We start from the raw sequence: 13642 nt of genomic DNA, 5'->3' as shown, positions 1-13642 counted from the left end.
GAGAATCTTGTCGCGCGGTGGTGGTGGCACCGCGTGGATAGCCATGGGGCGCAGATGTCCAAGTCTCTCTATCTCGTGATCAACAGTCGTGAAGCCTGGTGGGTGGATTTCGAAGGCAAGGCCGAGGGCCCCTTCGAGTCGCGTGAAAACGCGGCACTCGAAGCGCGCGACCAGGCCCGCTACGCTGCCCACAACGGCCGCGAAAGCGAAGTTCTCGTCCCCGACGAGGATGGAAAATACTGGGTCATCTGGTCCAGCCAAAGCGATGCACGCGAAGGCAGCTTCACGCCGCGGCGCTACGGAGCACCGGCGCACATATCTTGACTTGACGTATCAGGTTATTGGCCGGTAGGTGACGCCAGACGTCACTGTGTCGAGATCATCATGTTCGTGCGTATTGCTGCCGCTGTCCTGTTCACCGCCATTGCTGCGCCCGCCCTGGCCGCGGAATGGAGCTATGAGGATGGCTCGGGCCAGACCGTCACCCTCGATCACATCCCGCAGCGCATCGTCGCGCATGCTCATGCGGCCGCCGGGCTCATCCCCTTCGGTATCCGGCCGGTCGGCATCTATGTCGATGGCCCGGTGGAAGACGACAAGGCGCTGCAGGGCCTCGACCTCACTGGCATCGAGATCGTTGGCGAGGCCTGGGGCGAGATCAATGTCGAAAAGGCCGCCGCTCTGAGGCCGGATCTGATCGTCGCGGAATGGTGGCCGATGGACAGCACCTGGGGCGGCTTCGAACGCGGCGCGGACTCGTCCAGTCAGCCCATCATGAACCTCGCACCGATCACCGGCCCGGCGCAGCGGGACTCGGTCGTCACGCTGATCGAGGACTATTCGGCACTGGCCGAGAGCCTCGGCGCCGATCTCGCCGATCCGGCTATCGCCGCCGACAAATCCGCTTTCGACGCATCGCTGGCCGCTTTCAAGTCCGTGGTTGCGGCAAAGCCCGGGCTCGTCGCCATGCCGGTCTGGGCCGGCACCGACGCGCTCTATGTCGCCGCGACGGGCGGTTCGGCCGAACTCTCCGATTTCGCCAGCTGGGGGCTGCATCTCATCGACCCCGAGACGGCCGACGACCGCGGTTATTGGGAGACCCTGAGCTGGGAGAACGCCGACAAGTACCAGCCCGACCTGATCCTCGTCGACAATCGCTCCGCCGCCACCATGCAGACTGCCCTCGACCAGCCCACCTGGACGGCGATGAAGGCCGCGGCAGCGGGGCAGGTGACGGACTGGCCCGCCTTCTGGCTGCGCAACTATCGCGCCTATGCCACGGCGCTCGACACGCTCACCGCCGCTATCGCCGCAGCGGACGAGAACCTGACGGACTGACGTGAGCCTCGCCGTCGCAGCAAGCCGCCCCAACCGGCCCCCGGCGCTCGCGCTGGGGCTTGCGCTGTTGACGGTTGTTCTGGGGGTCGTGGTGCTCGCCTCGATTGCTGTCGGGGCGCGGCAGATCCCGGTCGCCGATGTCTGGGCGGCGCTCTTTGACTATAACCCCGATGAATTGAGCCATCGCATCATCCTCGACCTGCGCTTGCCGCGCACCCTCGTCGGGCTGCTCGTCGGCGCGGCGCTCGGCCTTTCAGGTGCCATCCTGCAGGGTGCGACCCGCAATCCGCTCGCCGATCCGGGCATTCTCGGCATTCAGGCCGGCGCCACGCTGGCCGTCGTCCTCGGCATTTCGTTTTTCGGCATCACCCAGCTCACGACCTATGTCTGGCTCGCCTTTCTTGGCGCGGGCCTCGCCACCATAGCGGTCTATGCCGTCGCGTCGCTCGGCCGCGAAGGCGCGACGCCGGTCAAGCTGGCGCTGGCCGGCGCAGCGCTCACAGCCGCCATCACCTCGGTCACCTCTGCCATCCTCATCACCAATGTCGAAACCCTCGACCAGATTCGCTTCTGGCAGGTCGGCGCGCTCTCGGGCCGCACGCTCGACATCCTGTTCCAGGTGCTGCCCTTCCTGCTTGGCGGCATGCTGCTCGCGCTGAGCACCGGCCGCATCCTCGATGGGCTCGCCATGGGCGACGATGTGGCGCGCGGGCTGGGGCAGAGCGTGGCGCTGTCGCGTGGGATAGCCGGGCTGGCCGCCGTTATCCTCGCTGGCGCCGCCACGGCCGCAGCCGGGCCCATCGGCTTCGTCGGGCTGACGATTCCCCACGTTGCCCGCGCCATCACCGGCCCCAACTACCGCTGGATCCTGCCCTATTCGATGGTGCTCGGACCCATCCTTCTGCTCGGCGCGGATGTCCTCGGGCGCGTGGTCGCGCGGCCCGGCGAGCTGCAGGTCGGCATACTCACGGCCGCGCTCGGCGCGCCCTTCTTCATCGCGTTGGTGCGGCGCAGAAAGCTCGCCGAACTGTGAGCACGATTGCCCCAGCCATCGCCGGCGCCAGCCCCGTCGGCAAAGTCCGTTCCACCCTCCGGCACCGCTACCGGCTGACCGTTGCAGGTCTTCTCGTCCTGCTCGCAGGGCTTGCCACCATCGCCCTGACGGTCGGCGACTACCCACTGCCCGCCGCAGACGTGCTGGCGGCGCTGCTCTCGCCCATCACTGGCAGCGGCGACAAGGCGGCCGAGTTCATCGTCCTTGGCGTCCGCCTGCCGCGTCTCACGGCGGGCCTGATGGCGGGGGCGGCGTTTGGCCTCTCCGGCGTCATCTTCCAGACCGTGCTGCGCAATCCGCTCGCCAGTCCCGATATCGTCGGCATCTCCACCGGCGCGAGCGCCGCGGCGGTCTTCGCCATCGTCATCCTCGGGTGGGGCGGCCTTGCCGTCTCGCTGGCCGCCTGTGGCGGCGCGCTGGGCATCGCGATCGCCATCTATGCGCTGGCCTGGCGCGATGGCGTCACGCCCTATCGGCTGGTGCTGGTCGGCATCGGCGCCGCCGCCATGGCCTCGTCGCTGATCTCCTGGCTCTTCACCCGCGCCCGCATCTTCGACGTGCAAAAAGCGCTCTCCTGGCTCACCGGCAGCCTCAATGGCGCAAGCTTTGCCGAGATGGCGCCGCTCGCAGGGGCTTTGCTGCTGTTGCTGCCACTGGCGCTGGTGCTGTCGCGTCAGCTGACGGCGCTGCAGCTCGGTGATGACACGGCGCGCGGTCTCGGCACGCGGGTCGAACTGGCTCGGCTGTCGCTGCTCGGCACCGCGGTCCTGCTCGCCGCCTTCGCCACCGCCGCTGTCGGTCCGATTGCTTTCGTCGCCTTCGTCTCCGGCCCGATCGCCCGGCGCATTCTCGGCCCTGCCGGCCGGCCGCTGCTGCCCTCGGCGCTGGTCGGCGCCTCTGTCACCATCGGCGCTGACCAGATCGCCCAGCACCTGCTTGGCCGCAACCAGCTGCCCGTCGGCGTCGTCACCGGCGCCCTCGGCGCGCTGTTTCTCATCTATCTGCTCGCTGCAGCAAATCGCTCGGGACAGGGAGGCTGAAGGACCGCATCATGAAACGCCCCCATCAGCTCTCCGCCCACGGCCTGTCGCTCGGCTATGGCGATCGCACCATTGTCGATCAGCTCGATCTCGCCATTCCGCCTGGCCAGTTCACCGTCATCGTCGGCGCCAATGCCTGCGGCAAGTCCACGCTGCTGCGCGGCCTGGCGCGGCTGCTTGCGCCGGCATCCGGCACCGTTCAGCTCGACGGCAAGGCCATCCACCAACTGCCGACCCGCGAGGTCGCGACCCGGCTCGGCGTCCTGCCACAGACGCCCGTGGCGCCGGACGGCATCACCGTCACCGATCTGGTCGGGCGGGGCCGCTATCCGCATCAGGGCTGGTTCCGTCACTGGAGCGCCGCCGATGACGCCATCGTTGCCGACGCGCTGACGGCCACCGGCGCCCTGGCCTTCGCCGATCGAGCCGTCGACGAGCTCTCGGGCGGCCAGCGCCAGCGCGTCTGGATCGCCATGGCGCTCGCCCAGCAGACTGAGCTGCTGCTGCTCGACGAGCCGACGACTTTTCTGGACATCAACCACCAGGTCGAAGTCCTCGATCTCGTCACCGATCTGGTCGTCGACAAGGGCCGCACGGTCGTCGCCGTGCTGCACGATCTCAATCTTGCCTGCCGCTATGCCGACCACATCGTCGCCATGCGCGCCGGCCGCATCGTCGCCGCGGGCGCGCCATCCGACGTCGTGACACCCGATCTGGTGCATGAAGTCTTCGGCGTGCATGCCCGGGTCATTGCCGATCCGGTGTCGCAAAGCCCGATGGTCGTCCCCATCGGCCGCCACCACCAGCGTCAGGCGGCGGAATAGGTTTGAGGCGCTGCCCGCTGGCCGCGCCGTCGCCGCCTAGTGTCCGGAAATGCTGATCGCCTGCGCCGTCCACGCGTCATTGCCGCGCGATTCATGGCGATGCACCGAGACCTCTTTTGGCGGGCCACTGAGGTCGCCATAGAACGTCGAGAAGGCGGAATCCGCCGCGTCGCGCCCCACGGCAATCTTGATCAGCCCGTCGAGCGGCACCAGCCGCGTCGCGTCGAACAGATACCAGCGGTCGCCCAGAAACGCCTCGAACACCGCATGGAAATCCTGCGGCTTCAGCTCATGCGCATAGGCCGAAACGAAGCGTGCCGGAATGCCCAGTGCCCGCGCAAACGTGATGCCCAGATGCGCGAAATCGCGGCACACGCCGGCCCGCTCGATGAACGTGTCATTGGCCGAGGTCATGCTGTCGCTGCTGCCGGCGCGATAATCGACATTCTCGTAGATCCAGTTGCAGATCGCCGTCACCTTGTCGTGGCCGCTGGCGATATTGCCGAATTCGCGCCAGGCGAAGCGGTTCAAGAGGTCCGACTGGCAATAGCGGCTGGGGGACAGGTGCGACAGCACCTCGAACGGCAGCTGCGAGACCGTCAGCTCGTTGATCGTCGACGGGTCGGCGATATGAGGCGTGCTGTCGACCACGGCATGATAGTGGAACACATGCGTGCCATTGGGCAGCAGCAGCCGGCGATAGCGGTTGCCGGTCTCCGGTACGGTGAAGCTCTCGGCTTCCACGCCACTCGAGACCGAAAAGTTTTCTTCGATTATTTTCTGTTCGCCGCCTTCCTGGGCCTCGATATTGAGGATCAGCAAGGTTTCCTGCGCGACGTCATATTGAAGTTCGGTTTCGACCGTGAATTTCATCTGAGTACCCATATTTCAATTGACCCAGCAATTCGCCGGCATCTTATTGGTTCCTTGGAACCTCGGGACGTGGGGCAGGTTCTACGGGGAAGGGCAGCAAGAGCGGCGCATGACTATCCTCAAAGTACGGCACGTCACCACCTATCGCTACGCCAAGCCCGTGCGGTTCGGCGAGCATCGGCTCATGTTCCGCCCGCGCGACAGTCACGACCAGCGGCTGCTCAACGCCGAACTGACCGTATCGCCGCAGACCAGCGACACCTACTGGATTCACGACGTCTTCGGAAATTCGATCACCATCTGCAATTTCGATCAGCCGGACGACGAACTGCGCTTCGAGACCAATATCGTGCTCGACCATACACCGCTGATGGTGCCGCGCTTTCAGGCCGAAAAGCGCTGCCTTGTCTGGCCATTCGAATATGACCCCGATCAACTGCCCGATCTTGCCGCCTATATGCGCCCCCATCACCCCGGTCCCGAGGTCGAGGCCTTCGCCCGCCGCTTCACCAATTCGGGCCTCGAAACCGAAACCGGCCATCTGCTGCTCACCATGACCATGGGCATCCGCGAGATTTTGAAATACTCGCGCCGCACCGATCCTGGCACCCAGACGCCGCAGCACACGCTGGCGACGGGGCAGGGCACCTGCCGGGATTTCGCCCTGCTGATGATCGAAGCCTGCCGCACGCTCGGCTTCGCCGCGCGCTTCGTCACCGGCTATATCTATGTGCCGTCCCGCGACACCGGGCAGTTGCGCGGCGGCGGCGCCACCCACGCCTGGGTCCAGGTCTTTGTGCCGGGCGCCGGCTGGGTCGAGTTCGACCCCACCAATGGCATTGTCGGTAGCAAGGATCTGGTGCGCATCGGCGTCGCGCGCGAGCCGCGCCAGGCCAAGCCTCTCAGCGGCAAATACAGCGGCGATCCGGCGGACTATCAGGGGATGACAGTCGAGGTGAACGTCACCACTGATCCCGGTTTCAATTCGGCCCGGCAGCGCGCCGCCGAAGCCGCACAGCGCCTCTCGCAACCGGCACCCATCGGCCCGTCGCGGCCGCGCACACCCTATTGGCGCCCCGGCGGCCACGCCCGTACCTGAGACAATCCCCAGCGCTCGGGATGACTAGGCTGCGCCGTTCTGCGCCGCCAGATAGGCCTCGACCTCTTCAAGCAGGCCGGAGCAATCCGCATCGACAATGCCGAGTTGGGCGAACTGGCTGATGATGTTTTCGAGATAGGCCTTGCTGGTGCCCAGCATGCCGGCGCCATGCGCCAGGAGCTGGATCTGTTCGGTCCGCGTCAGGTCCGACGCGATGTTCTCGGCATCATGATCGGCCACAAAGGTCAGCGCGGTCTGCACCCCGTCATCCAGCTCTGCCGCCACGAAGGTCGGCAGATAGGCGGGGCCGACCATTTCGCGCCGCCACAGGATTTCGGTTTCGGTCTCGATGTCCTGCTCCGCGATCCGGAAAGCGAGCCCCTCGCAGCGGTCTCCGGTATCGAGTGCCGCCATCAGTCCGGGCGCCGCCTTGGTGCCGCGCCCGCCGTTCGTGTCGAGCAGGATGAACCGCCGCGCATAGCCCGGCACCACGGCGCGCCGCACATCGGTGAACCTGAACGCCGGGTCCCACATCAGCGAGCCATAGGCGAAGACCCACAGGTCACCGCCACCATGGGCTGCGAGTGCCCGCGCCCGTGCCGCCTCGCGGTCCGCATCGGTCGATATCCAGCTGATATCGAGTTCCGGATGCGCCTCTGCCAGCGCCGCGATATCGAAAGTGCGAAAGAACGAGCTCAGCGGATCGACGATCCGGTCGCGCAGTTCGGGGTGATGCGCAAACGCCTCCACCGGCACGCCCCGGTCCGATGTCTCAGGCGTTCCTGCACTCACTGGCTTGCTCCTCGGTCTGAACGCATCGGCACACTGGCGCCGATCCGCGTGCATTGGGTGGCGCAATCAAACAGCACCAAAGCGCAGCCGAACAGCTGGCGAATTGGGCAGGTCAAACCTGCACGAAACGGATGATGAAGGAGAGTTGGTACGCCCAAGGGGAATCGAACCCCTGTTCCCGCCGTGAGAGGGCGCATTTCGTCCCTGCCAATCGTACATGTGCGTGCGCATAAGTGTCTGAAATACCATACGTATGTGGCCTACTCGTACACGCTTGTGCGCTCGCGTACGCTGTCGTATATTTGACCGATATTGGACAACTTAGGAAGCGCGCTGTGGCCAAGACTCTCAACGAAGCTGCCATCACAACCCGCAACGCTAGGGAGAAGCTACCGGCTGGCGTTCACTGGCGTGGCATCGATCCCGAAGTTCATCTTGGCTACCGCAAGGGGAAGCGCGGGGGTGTTTGGATTGTGCGCTGGCGGAATGGAGTTGGGTACAAGCAGGCCAAGGTTGGCACGGCTGACGACTCGCTTAGCGCCGGGACGTTGGATTTCCAGGCCGCCATCAAACGCGCCCGCGAGCTAGTTGAGAGCGAACGGCTAGAAGTCATCGCGCAGGCTGCAGGACCGGTGCTCACCGTTCAAGTGGCGGTGGAGCAGTACATTGCTGTTCGGGATGCACGCGACAGCAAGCGTGCCGGGCGAAAGGTCCGAAGTGATGCTAGTCAGCGCCTTGGTCGCTACGTCGTCGGCGCGCCTGCACGTGGAAAGCAGGATGAGATACCGAAGGCGACTTTGGCTAACATTGCCCTCCACAAACTAACTGAGGCCGATCTGCGCGAGTGGCAGGCAGGTCTGCCCGAGTCGCTAAAGCATGCAACGCGTGACCGTCTTGGCGGTGACCTCAAGGCAGCGCTAAACAGCGCATATTCAGCGAATCGCGAGCGGCTTGACCCGCGCTTGCCCGACATCATCAAGAACGGATTGCGGATCGACAGCGACGCCGAGGAGGCTGACCCTGTCGCTCGTGACAACCAGATCCTTGCCGATGCGGACATCGCTAGGCTGCTGCGCGCGACCCGTGAGGTTGACGCAGAGCAGGAGTGGGAGGGCGACCTATTTAGGTTGGTCCTCGTCCTTACGGCCACTGGTGCAAGATTCTCACAGGTCGCCCGCATGCGGGTGGCAGATTGCCAGCTCAAAGCTGGGCGGTTGATCGTACCTGCTAGCCGGAAGGGCAGGGGCGGTAATTCGGGCTCCCTAACCATCCCCGTTGGCCATGACGTGCTTGACGAGCTTCTTGTGGCCACGCATGGCAGGGATGCTGGCTTGCCGCTGCTTGAGCGTTGGCGACATGGTCAAGCGCCAGGGGGCGTGTCGTGGGTCCGGACGGAGCGTGGGCCGTGGCAGAGTTCGTCCGAAATGATCCGACCTTGGCAGGCGGTGAGGGAGCGCGCTGGCTTGCCCAGCGCAATTCCCTATGCGCTGAGGCACACTTCGATTGTCAGGGGTATCCGGGCCAACCTGCCTATTCGCCTTGTTGCCGCGCTGCACGACACCAGTGTCGGAATGATCGAAGCACACTATAGCCGCTGGATTGTTGATGGGCTGGAGGATATGGCGAGGGCTGCTGTAGTTCCGCTCGTTCCGCAGAGCAATGAGGCAAATGTCGTCAATTTTAAGCAATAGCAAAACGTCTCGCTAATATATTTGCAGTAGCGCACGCTGTCGTATACATATGTGTTGCTGCCAGTTGCTGGCAGCGCATGACGATCCAGTTCTGTTTGTCTCCGAACTGCGCACCCCGCCACCGTCTGGGATTCGACGGCTCATGCTGGCGGGAGCCCTAAAGTGAAAACCTCTATCAGCCGCGATGACGCATTCACGTCATCCCTCAAGCTTGCTTACACCATCGACCAAGCCGTCGAGGCCTCCGGTATCGGGCGAACAGAAATGTTCATCGCGATGAAACAGGGCAAACTGCGCGCACGGAAGCTCGGCAAACGCAACATCATCCTCGCATCGGACCTAATTGCTTTCCTCGAAAGCCTTCCGGTGAGGGAGGTGGCATAATGGAGCGCGCGAACAAAAAGTCCGGGGCGCGCCAACGCCACCGGACTTCCAATGCTGATGAGATCAGCGATACTTGCTTTTCCATAGTAACGCACGACTACCTTGCATGCAACGGCCACCACATGGCTACCGAATACAGCGGCTGGTTGCAGATTGCCAACTTGCTGGATTCAGACGGTAGCAGCCACGTGGGTCGGAAGAACGCGCCCGCTCTGCTTGCTGCCCGCATTGAGTCCGGACAGATCAGCGAAAAGAACGCCGCCTGGTTGAAGGATTTCGCTGCCCTCTGTGGCGAGGAACCGCAGCTCACGATCGACCCGCTAATTGAGGCCGCTCGACGCATCCTCTTGGTGCGGTTCCTTGCGGGAGGTGGGAATGGTTGACGTAAGCCAGCAAGACTACGGCGAGTGGCTTCTGGAGCAGCCGTGGAATCCGAGGCCGCTGCGGCGAGAGCTGCGTCCGCTGGACTACCCAATCGAGTCTCTCCCGCCTCTCATTGCGGATGCAATCAGAGAGGTGCAGGGGTACGTGCAGGCCCCCATGGCCATGACAGCAGCGTGCGCCCTATCGGTAGTGTCGGTGGCAGTGCAGCATCTCTTTGACGTACGACGCGACTCCAGACTGGTCGGACCTGCTTCACTCTATTTCTTGACGTTGGCAGAGTCAGGTGAACGCAAGACCGCCATCGACCGACTGTTCATGGAACCTCTCCACGACTGGCAGGCGCGACAGGCCCGTGCTTTCCGTGAAGCCAAGAAGGGATATGACGCTCAGTTGGAGGCATGGAGCGCTGCCGGTGACGAACTCCGGCAGATGCAGACGCAGGTTGACCACACCGCTGCACTGGGCTTCGATCTAGATCAGGTGAAGCTTCATGAAGCCGCGAAGCCTCAGGAACCGAGACTTGCCCAACTGCTGCGAGGCGACGACACTACCGAGGCGCTGCTTATCGACTTACAGCAGTACCCAATTGCTGCCGTCATCAGTTCCGAGGCTGGGGTGCTCTTCGGTTCCCACAGTATGGGCAACGAGACCGCAATGCGGAACCTCGCGACCATCAACGTTATGTGGGACGGCGGTCCCATTCGCCAGACACGTGTCAGCCGCGGGCGTGTCGAGATAGAGCGCGTCAGGGCCACCTACGGGCTCCAGGTGCAACCTGCTGTCATGAACCACTTCGTAGAGCGCACGGCCGGCTTGGCGCGGGGTATCGGCTACTTCGCGCGTTTCCTCTTCAGCCATCCTGAATCAACGCAGGGCACTCGCTACTACAATGACCCTGATGGCGACATGCCTGCCCTTAGGGCCTTCTGCGCTCGCGTGACAGCCCTGCTGGACATGCCGCCGCTGTTCGACGAGTTTGATCGTATCGATCCTCAGCCGGTGGATATGGACGCGGACGCCAGAAAGGTCTGGGTAGCCTTCCACGATGAGGTAGAGGAGCTTCTCGGATGTGACTCTGAATATTCCGGCATCAGGGATGTGGCCAATAAGGCCTCAGAGAATGCGGTACGGTTGGCCTGCTGTTGCCACATCTTCACGATGGGCAGTTCTGAGCCGATCACGCAGAAGGCGATGATTGACGCATGTAGTTTGATGCGCTGGTACCTCGATGAAGCTGTGAGGTTCGGTCAGGTGGCAGATGCCACCGAGGAGGTACGAAACGCCGAGTTGCTCGAAGAATGGTTGACGCGCCGTCAGAACCGTGGGGTCCGCATGACGGTTAACATGGTCCGCCAGAAAGGCCCGAATGCATTGCGTAGCGGCAGGAAGCTGGACGACGCCATTTCGTTGCTCGCGGATCACGACCGCATCCGAGTTACTCAAGCGCCCGGGTCAAAAACGAAGCTCATCACGATCGCGCCGCAGGTGTTCAAGGAATACAGCTGACCTTGAAGGCTAATTGCGGATCGTAGCCATCGTAGCAGGGTCATAGCAAGGGCCCTGCTATGGCGAAAACCGAGGCTACCCAAGGGTTTCCGGTGTACTTCCGGGAATCGTAGCGAAATAGCGGCTCCCGAGCCTGCGCGCTGCGCTGCTGGTGCGCTCGTAGCGGGAATCGGTCTGATAGATAGAGAGATAGCTTGTATCTTCTGTTGCCCCGCTGCGGCGCGGTTGCCACGATCCCCATTACCGAACCTGCTGCTACGGCTACGATTGCTACGATTCCAGCAAACACCAGTTAGTTTCAGCGGTTTGGTGCCGCTATGATCGTTGCAAACCTCCGGTTTTCGGCCGCTACGATTGGCTACGATTCCCTGCCATTGCCCTTGCAGCTTAGCACCGCGTACCGCGTCGCATTTTGATGTTCCCTGCTTTCGGCACAGCCGCCCCGGTAGCCAGTGAGCAGCGCTGGCCCGAGCAGTACAACTGGCGCACGCGGCCGCCGCTGTAGCCCCGGCTAGCGCGAAAGCAGCGGTGACGCAGCTTGCGACGAGGCTCTGACGGTGTAGTCACCGGGTTCGGGTAGTAGATGACCCCGCCACACACTCGCCCTCCATCGCACATTTTTCCCCGTCAGTACGTCGCCCTGCTGAGCCGCCCCGGCAGCTGTGGTTAACACAGGTTTCCGCCCTGCTACGGCCTAAACATGTGCTGGTGAAAAATATGCATCTAATTGTAATTGCTTGCAATTCCAGTTGTGCTGTCCCAGCATGTGTAATGCGCGTGTAATATCGCCGCGTGTGCATCTGCGAAATGGACTGGCCGTCAATTGCAACGAGATCGCGCCCCGACCACGAATACTAAGCTCACCCATCGTTCTGCGGTCGCTAATGGGACGCGCATGTTCGTGGAAGGGCTCGACGGGCGATCTGCCCTCGCACGTCGATACCGCGATCTCGTTGCAACCTTCACATCCGACATGGGCGGTGACCCCTCGGAGAGCCAGAAGCAGCTTATCCGCCGCGCAGCGTCGCTCAGCGTCTGGTGCGAGGCGGTAGAAGTGAAGCTGGCCAATGGCGAAGAGGTAGAGATTGGGTCGCTGACCACGGCGGCCAACTCGCTGCGGCGAATCCTGCAGGATATTGGGCTTGAGCGGCGCACGCGCGATGTGACGCCCACTATCTCCGAGTACATGCAGCAACGGGCATCAGAGAAGGGGCAGGGCGAATGACGCACGCCATCACCTTCGCTGAGGCCTGCACCGACCCGGCACTGTTCGGACCTTGGTTCAAGGGCGATAGCTGGGGTGCATGGCGGGTCATCGACAAGGCCCTGTTCGGCGAGCCGCTTACCGAGGCCCAGCTTGCCGTCTTCACCCACTTGACCGGCAGGAGCGAGGGACCGACCGAGCCAGCCACCGAGGCGTGGTTCATCGTTGGACGGCGGGGCGGCAAGGACGTGAAGGCGGCGTCCCTCGTGGCATACTTCGCGACCGTTGGCGCTGAGGCCTACGGGTACCGGGCGCACCTGACGCGCGGCGAGCGGGGTGTGGTGCAGCTACTCGCCGTTGACCGCGACCAAGCCCGTGTCTGCCTAGGCTACCTCAAGGCCATGTTCGAGCAACCGATGTTGGCCCGTATGGTCGTGAAGGACACCGCCGATGGGCTTGAGCTGAGCAACGGGCTCGGCATCGAGATCACCACTAACGACCGACGCCGTGTGCGTGGCCGCACTGTGGTCGCTGCGGTCTTTGACGAGTGCGCCTTTTGGCATGCGGAGGGCAGCGTCAATCCCGATGTGGACGTGTATGCGGCGGTGAAGCCCGCCATGGCCACAATCCCCGGTGCGATGCTGATCGGCATCAGCAGTCCACATGCTCGCAAAGGGCTGCTCTATGGGAAGTGGAAGCGTCATTGGGCGAAGCCCAGCAACGTGTTGGTCGTGCAGGCCCCTACCTGGGTGATGAACCCGAACCTAGCGCGCGACGGCGAATTTCTCAGCGAGGCATTCGAAGAGGACTCGTCATCAGCTGCCGCTGAGTTTGGCGCTGAGTTTCGCAAGGACATTGAGGCCTTCGTCTCGCTCGAAGTGGTTGAGGCGTGCGTCTCTATTGGCATCCACGAGCGCCCGCGCCAGAGCGGCGTCACCTACCGGGCGTTTGTGGACCCCTCGGGCGGTAGCAACGACTCCATGACCCTCGCCATTGCGCATCGCGAAGGCGATATGGCGGTGCTGGATGCGGTCCGCGAACGCAAGCCGCCATTCTCACCCGAAGCTGTGGTCACTGAGTTCTGCGGCTTCCTCAAGCAGTACGGCATCCATGAGGTGACGGGCGACCGCTACGCCGGCGAATGGCCACGCGAGCAATTCCGCAAGCTCGATATTGCCTACGCCCTGTCCGACAAACCACGCTCCGATCTGTATCGCGACTTGCTGCCTATCCTCAACTCGGGTCGCGCTGACCTGCTCGATAACCGAACGCTGGTCACCCAGTTTGTGGGCCTCGAGCGGCGGGTGGCGCGCGGTGGGCGTGAAAGCATCGATCACGCACCGAATGGACACGATGACGTGGCGAACGCCGTTGCCGGGGCGCTCGACCTAGTTCTGGTGCGCACCTCGTCGCAAGTCGTGGTGCTGCAAACCGGCTTCTTTTGAAAGGACCA

Annotated in this window: 14 protein-coding genes and 1 tRNA gene; 12 read left to right on the top strand and 3 right to left on the bottom strand. The window is 63.4% G+C overall.

All coding sequences use genetic code 11. The features are described 5' to 3' along the window. The first annotated feature begins 54 nt into the window (after positions 1-54). From ACN0TK_RS12630 to ACN0TK_RS12610, 5 genes are read left to right on the top strand one after another with little or no spacing between them, the layout of a single operon-like run. Positions 55-324 (top strand): hypothetical protein, encoded by a 270-nt coding sequence (locus ACN0TK_RS12630; RefSeq protein ID WP_417309863.1) that lies wholly within the window; start codon positions 55-57, stop codon positions 322-324. A 60-nt stretch (positions 325-384) separates the two neighbouring features. Further along, on the top strand, positions 385-1338 hold the full coding sequence (locus ACN0TK_RS12625) for an ABC transporter substrate-binding protein (RefSeq protein WP_417309862.1): 954 nt from the start codon (positions 385-387) through the stop codon (positions 1336-1338). Position 1339: 1 nt separating this feature from the next. Next, the gene (locus tag ACN0TK_RS12620; protein WP_417309861.1) at positions 1340-2371 is read left to right on the top strand and encodes a FecCD family ABC transporter permease; all 1032 of its coding nucleotides are present in this window, start codon (positions 1340-1342) and stop codon (positions 2369-2371) included. Between the two features lie 5 nt (positions 2372-2376). Then, complete coding sequence (locus tag ACN0TK_RS12615; protein ID WP_417309937.1) at positions 2377-3432, top strand: FecCD family ABC transporter permease; 1056 nt, start codon at positions 2377-2379, stop codon at positions 3430-3432. An 11-nt stretch (positions 3433-3443) separates the two neighbouring features. Further along, positions 3444-4256, top strand: a complete 813-nt coding sequence (locus ACN0TK_RS12610) for an ABC transporter ATP-binding protein (protein WP_417309860.1) — start codon at positions 3444-3446, stop codon at positions 4254-4256. Positions 4257-4292: 36 nt separating this feature from the next. Here ACN0TK_RS12610 and ACN0TK_RS12605 read toward each other — a convergent pair whose 3' ends face one another. Beyond that, the gene (locus ACN0TK_RS12605) at positions 4293-5129 is read right to left on the bottom strand and encodes a transglutaminase-like domain-containing protein (RefSeq protein ID WP_417309859.1); all 837 of its coding nucleotides are present in this window, start codon (positions 5127-5129) and stop codon (positions 4293-4295) included. A 109-nt stretch (positions 5130-5238) separates the two neighbouring features. On the opposite strand from ACN0TK_RS12605, the gene ACN0TK_RS12600 reads away from it, so the two are divergent. Then, positions 5239-6228, top strand: a complete 990-nt coding sequence (locus ACN0TK_RS12600; RefSeq protein WP_417309858.1) for a transglutaminase family protein — start codon at positions 5239-5241, stop codon at positions 6226-6228. A gap of 24 nt (positions 6229-6252) precedes the next feature. Here the strand turns inward: ACN0TK_RS12600 and ACN0TK_RS12595 are convergent, their stop codons facing one another. Together ACN0TK_RS12595 and ACN0TK_RS12590 are read right to left on the bottom strand one after the other, a co-directional pair. Continuing rightward, positions 6253-7020 carry a gamma-glutamylcyclotransferase gene (locus tag ACN0TK_RS12595; RefSeq protein ID WP_417309857.1) on the bottom strand — a complete coding sequence of 256 codons (768 nt, stop codon included), beginning with the start codon at positions 7018-7020 and terminating at the stop codon, positions 6253-6255. A 146-nt stretch (positions 7021-7166) separates the two neighbouring features. Continuing rightward, positions 7167-7245 (bottom strand) — tRNA-Glu (locus tag ACN0TK_RS12590). A gap of 110 nt (positions 7246-7355) precedes the next feature. Between ACN0TK_RS12590 and ACN0TK_RS12585 the strand changes: the two genes are divergently transcribed. The 6 genes from ACN0TK_RS12585 (at position 7356) to ACN0TK_RS12560 (ending at position 13634) form a co-directional block, all read left to right on the top strand. Further along, positions 7356-8711, top strand: coding sequence for a tyrosine-type recombinase/integrase (locus tag ACN0TK_RS12585; protein WP_417309856.1), 1356 nt, complete (start codon positions 7356-7358; stop codon positions 8709-8711). Between the two features lie 162 nt (positions 8712-8873). Then, positions 8874-9095: a DNA-binding protein gene (locus ACN0TK_RS12580; protein ID WP_417309855.1), complete on the top strand. Its 222-nt coding sequence runs from the start codon at positions 8874-8876 to the stop codon at positions 9093-9095. Next, positions 9095-9478, top strand: coding sequence for a hypothetical protein (locus ACN0TK_RS12575; RefSeq protein WP_417309854.1), 384 nt, complete (start codon positions 9095-9097; stop codon positions 9476-9478). The genes ACN0TK_RS12580 and ACN0TK_RS12575 overlap by 1 nt, the downstream gene beginning before the upstream one ends. After that, positions 9471-10985: a YfjI family protein gene (locus tag ACN0TK_RS12570; protein WP_417309853.1), complete on the top strand. Its 1515-nt coding sequence runs from the start codon at positions 9471-9473 to the stop codon at positions 10983-10985. The genes ACN0TK_RS12575 and ACN0TK_RS12570 overlap by 8 nt, the downstream gene beginning before the upstream one ends. An 895-nt stretch (positions 10986-11880) precedes the next feature. After that, positions 11881-12210: a hypothetical protein gene (locus ACN0TK_RS12565; RefSeq protein WP_417309852.1), complete on the top strand. Its 330-nt coding sequence runs from the start codon at positions 11881-11883 to the stop codon at positions 12208-12210. Then, positions 12207-13634 carry a hypothetical protein gene (locus ACN0TK_RS12560; protein ID WP_417309851.1) on the top strand — a complete coding sequence of 476 codons (1428 nt, stop codon included), beginning with the start codon at positions 12207-12209 and terminating at the stop codon, positions 13632-13634. Before ACN0TK_RS12565 ends, ACN0TK_RS12560 begins: the two co-directional genes overlap by 4 nt. Positions 13635-13642 lie beyond the last annotated feature (8 nt).

The organism is Devosia sp. (assembly GCF_048261455.1).
Lineage (GTDB): Bacteria > Pseudomonadota > Alphaproteobacteria > Rhizobiales > Devosiaceae > Devosia_A.
This window is presented reverse-complemented; position numbering and strand designations above follow the sequence as displayed.

What these genes read in the sequence shown, in the direction of transcription:
- ACN0TK_RS12565 (WP_417309852.1), top strand. Translation starts at nt 11,881, where the DNA reads ATGTTCGTGGAAGGGCTCGACGGGCGATCTGCCCTCGCACGTCGATAC.
- ACN0TK_RS12630 (WP_417309863.1), top strand. Translation starts at nt 55, where the DNA reads ATGTCCAAGTCTCTCTATCTCGTGATCAACAGTCGTGAAGCCTGGTGG.
- ACN0TK_RS12625 (WP_417309862.1), top strand. Translation starts at nt 385, where the DNA reads ATGTTCGTGCGTATTGCTGCCGCTGTCCTGTTCACCGCCATTGCTGCG.
- ACN0TK_RS12610 (WP_417309860.1), top strand. Translation starts at nt 3,444, where the DNA reads ATGAAACGCCCCCATCAGCTCTCCGCCCACGGCCTGTCGCTCGGCTAT.
- ACN0TK_RS12600 (WP_417309858.1), top strand. Translation starts at nt 5,239, where the DNA reads ATGACTATCCTCAAAGTACGGCACGTCACCACCTATCGCTACGCCAAG.
- ACN0TK_RS12560 (WP_417309851.1), top strand. Translation starts at nt 12,207, where the DNA reads ATGACGCACGCCATCACCTTCGCTGAGGCCTGCACCGACCCGGCACTG.
- ACN0TK_RS12570 (WP_417309853.1), top strand. Translation starts at nt 9,471, where the DNA reads ATGGTTGACGTAAGCCAGCAAGACTACGGCGAGTGGCTTCTGGAGCAG.
- ACN0TK_RS12605 (WP_417309859.1), bottom strand. Translation starts at nt 5,129, where the DNA reads ATGAAATTCACGGTCGAAACCGAACTTCAATATGACGTCGCGCAGGAA.
- ACN0TK_RS12575 (WP_417309854.1), top strand. Translation starts at nt 9,095, where the DNA reads ATGGAGCGCGCGAACAAAAAGTCCGGGGCGCGCCAACGCCACCGGACT.